Origin of the sequence: Phenylobacterium sp., assembly GCF_036263695.1 — a bacterium.
Taxonomy (GTDB): domain Bacteria; phylum Pseudomonadota; class Alphaproteobacteria; order Caulobacterales; family Caulobacteraceae; genus Phenylobacterium.
The window spans coordinates 1-3,817 of record NZ_DATAGM010000383.1; the positions used below are offsets into that span (position 1 = coordinate 1).

General features: G+C 71.3%; 3 protein-coding genes and 1 pseudogene. All 4 read left to right on the top strand.

The genetic code is table 11. The features are described 5' to 3' along the window. The coding region (locus tag VHK87_RS15540; RefSeq protein ID WP_329635801.1) for a type II and III secretion system protein family protein at positions 1-1,133 on the top strand (1,133 nt) is incomplete at its 5' end. Positions 1,134-1,141: 8 nt separating this feature from the next. Beyond that, positions 1,142-1,810, top strand: coding sequence for a CpaD family pilus assembly protein (locus VHK87_RS15545; protein WP_329635802.1), 669 nt, complete (start codon positions 1,142-1,144; stop codon positions 1,808-1,810). A 14-nt stretch (positions 1,811-1,824) separates the two neighbouring features. Next, the gene (locus VHK87_RS15550) at positions 1,825-3,396 is read left to right on the top strand and encodes a CpaE family protein (RefSeq protein WP_329635803.1); all 1,572 of its coding nucleotides are present in this window, start codon (positions 1,825-1,827) and stop codon (positions 3,394-3,396) included. Between the two features lie 3 nt (positions 3,397-3,399). Then, positions 3,400-3,817 (top strand): annotated as a pseudogene (locus tag VHK87_RS15555) (CpaF family protein); the annotation flags it as partial.

The following is a 3,817-nucleotide window of genomic DNA, read 5'->3' on the forward strand; positions in this document are numbered from 1 at the left end:
TCCTCTCGGGCCGGGTGATGAGCGCCGCCGACGCAGAGCGCGCCTCGCAGATCGCCCGGGCCGCCGTCGCCAGGCCCGAGCAGGTGATCAACATGCTCAGCATCGCCGGCAAGGACCAGGTGATGCTGAAGGTGCGCATCGTCGAGATGCAGCGCTCGGTCATCAAGCAGCTGGGCTTCGACTCCCAGGCCGTCCTCGGCCAACTCGGGGAGACCCAGTACATGCTGGGCTCCATCGCCACCTTTGGCGTCAACGGCGGCCTGCTCGGCGGCGCGACCGGCGGCTGGCTGCTCGACACGACCAAGCAGCCGGTGATGCAGTTCCCGTGCGACGGCTCCAACTGGGAAGGCCGGCTGTGCGACGTCGTGACCCGCGACGGCAATGCGGCCTCGAACTGGGATACCGCGACCCTCAAGGACACCGCCGGCAGCCCCGGCATGAACAAGGGCGAAGCGACCATCCAGGCCTTCGAGCGCGTCGGCCTGATCCGCACGCTCGCCGAGCCAAACCTCACCGCCGTCTCCGGCGAGTCGGCCAAGTTCCTGGCCGGCGGCGAATTCCCGGTGCCCGTGGGACAGGACGACGACGGGCGGATCTCGGTCGAGTTTAAGCCCTTCGGCGTCGGCCTCGGCTTCACTCCGGTGGTCCTCTCCGGCGGCCGGATCTCCATCCGGCTCTCCACAGAGGTGTCGGAGCTGACCAACACCGGCGCCTTCTCGGTGACCAACGGCGCCGGGGCGCCGACCCTGACCATCCCGGCGCTCAACGTGCGTCGCGCGGAGACGACGGTCGAGCTTCCCTCCGGCGGGGCGATGATGATCGCCGGCCTGCTGCGCGAGCAGACCCGCCAGAACATCGACGGCCTGCCGGGCCTTGGCTCGCTGCCGGTGCTCGGCACCCTGTTCCGCTCGCGCGACTACCTGTCAGGCGAGAGCGAGCTGGTGGTGATCGTCACCCCCTACCTGGTCGACGCTGTCTCTCCGGACAAGTTCCAGACCCCGGCCGACGGGCTGAAGATCGCCTCCGATCCGGAGACCATCCTGCTTGGCCGTCTGAACCGCGCCTACAAGGCCAAGGCCGACGCGCCGGCCGGCCGCACCTACCGGGGGCCGTACGGCTACGTGATCGAATGAGGGCAGCAATGAAGTCTTGGGTCCGCCCCCTCGCCGGCCTCGGGCTGGCCGCGTCCGTCGCCGCCTGCGCCCCGCCGGAGGCGCCGGGCGCGCAGCTCGATCCGCGCCTGCCGACGGAGAACTTCAAGGCCGATGTCGCCGATGAGCCGCACGAGCTGGCGCTGGCGGTTCACGGCTGGGGCCTGTCGCAGAACCAGGCGTCGGCGCTGACCGACTTCGCCGTCGGCTGGCAGGCCAGCGGGGCCGTGCCGATCCGGATCCACGTGCCGACCGGCGTCGACCCCGCCATCGCCCGCCGCTTCGGCGAGATGGTCCGCGAGCACCTGTCGAAGGAAGGCGTGCCGGACGAGGCCATGCAGATGGTCGAGAGCGGCGGCGACAATGTGCTGCGGGTCGGCTACCTGCGCCGGGTGGCGGTGGTGCCCGAGTGCGGCGTGCAGTGGAGCGACCTGCGCCGCAGCGCGGCCAACGAGGTGCAGCCGAACTTCGGCTGTGCGGTCACCGCCAACATCGCCGCCCAGATCGCCGAGCCGAACGACCTTCTCGGGCCACGGCCGTCGGAGCCGGTCGACGCCGGCCGCCGCGCCACGGTCCTGGACAAGTACCGCAAGGGGCAGAACACCGCGGCCGAGGTCGACAAGCGCGCAGACGGCGCGGTCTCTCGGGCAGTGCAGTAGCGGGAGCGGGGCGCATGAATCCCAAGATCCAGGGCGTCGAGCCGATCGACGCCGAGTTCGAGCCGGACGACGAGTTCACTACCGCCGGCGAGAGCCTCGCGGCGGCCCGTCCGCCGCTCGACCCCTTCGCCGATTTCCCGCCGGCCCGCGAGCCGGAGCTGGAGCCGGCCGGCGGCGCTCTCGCCCACGACCCCTTCGCTCCCGCGGCTGCGTCGCCCGCGGTGGACGACGACCCCTTCGCCGTCGCCCCCACGGCCGAGCGGTTCTCCGACGAGGACGCCCCCGATCCGTTCAGCTCCTCGCCCGTCGAGCCGGACCACGAGCCGCTGCCGAGCCCGGCGCCGGCCAACCCGGTGCACGAGCTGATCGCCGGCGCCGAGGCGGCGCTCGGCGAGGCCATGGTGCCGCGCATCGCGATCCACATCTTCTGCGAACAGCAGGCCACCGCCGACACCGCCGAACGCGCCGCCACCGACCGCCGGATGGGCAAGGCCACGGCGACCATCAGGATGGGCGGCCTCTCCGCCGCCGTTGACGCCTATCAGAACCAGCCCACGCCCTCGCTGGTGATGGTCGAGTCGCTGGCCCCGGCCGGGGAGATGGTGACCCAGCTCGACCGCCTGGCTGAGGTCTGCGACCCCGGCACCAAGGTGGTGGTCATCGGCTCCGCCAACGACATCGCCCTCTACCGCGAACTGATGCGCCGCGGCGTCTCGGAATATCTGGTGGCCCCGCTCGATCCGCTGCAGATCGTGCGGACCATCTCCGGCCTCTACGCCGACCCGTCCTCCCCCTTCATCGGACGCCAGATCGCGTTCGTCGGCGCCAAGGGCGGCGTCGGGGCCTCGACGCTGGCCCACAACGTGGCTCACGCGATCACCGAGCGGCTGATGACCAACGCCGTGCTGGTCGACCTGGACCTGGCCTTCGGCACCGCCGGGCTCGACTTCAACCAGGACCCGATCCAGGGGGTGATGGACGCCCTCAGCCAGCCGGACCGCCTCGACGCGGTGCTGATGGACCGGATGATGGCCCGCTGCACCGAGCGGCTCAGCCTGTTCGCTGCGCCGGCCTCGCTGGACGACGACTACGAGATCGGCGCCGACGCATTCGAGGAAGTCACCCAGAAGATCCGCTCCGCCGCGCCGTTTGTGGTGCTCGACCTGCCGCACAACTGGACGAGCTGGAAGCGCAAGATCCTGCTGGGCTCGGACGACCTGATCATCGTCGCCACGCCCGACCTGGCCAGCCTTCGCAACGCGAAGAACATGGTCGACCTGGTCCGCCGGGCCCGGCCGAACGATCCGCCGCCGCGCCTGGTGCTGAACATGGTCGGCGTGCCCGGCCGGCCGGAGATCCCGGTGAAGGACTTCGGCGAGGCCCTGGCGCTCGCCCCCTCGCTGGTGCTGCCGTTCGATCCCAAGCTGTTCGGCTCTGCCGCCAACAACGGGCAGATGCTGGTGGAGGTGAACGCCAAGTCGCCGGCCGCCGAGGGCGTCAACCACCTGGCGCAGCTGATCAGCCGCCGGGAGGCCCCGCCGCCCCAGAAGACCTCGTTCCTGGCCAGCCTGCTGAAGCGCAAGTAGACGATGTTCGGTAAGCGCTCCACTGACGGTCCTCCGGCTCCCAAGCCCCAGGCCCCGCCGCCCGCGCCGGCGGCGGGAGCGCCCATCGCCACGCGCCCGCAGCGGGTCGAGGCGCCCGCGGCGGCCGCCGCGCCCAAGGCGGCGCCGCAATCGGCGGGCGCGGCCTTGGCGGATCGCGCCACGGCCTCGCAGAACGCTACGTCGTCTCCCAAGATGACCCAGGGGTTCGAGCAACTCCGCGCCGCCCAGAGCGGCGGCGCCACCCAGGTGGTGCGCGAGCAGTCGGACTACTACCACGCCACCAAGACCACGATCTTCAACGCGCTGATCAACACCATCGACCTGGCCCAGCTCGCCCAGCTGGACGCCAAGACGGCGGCGGAGGAGATCCGCGACATCGTCGCTGAGCTGGTGGCGATCA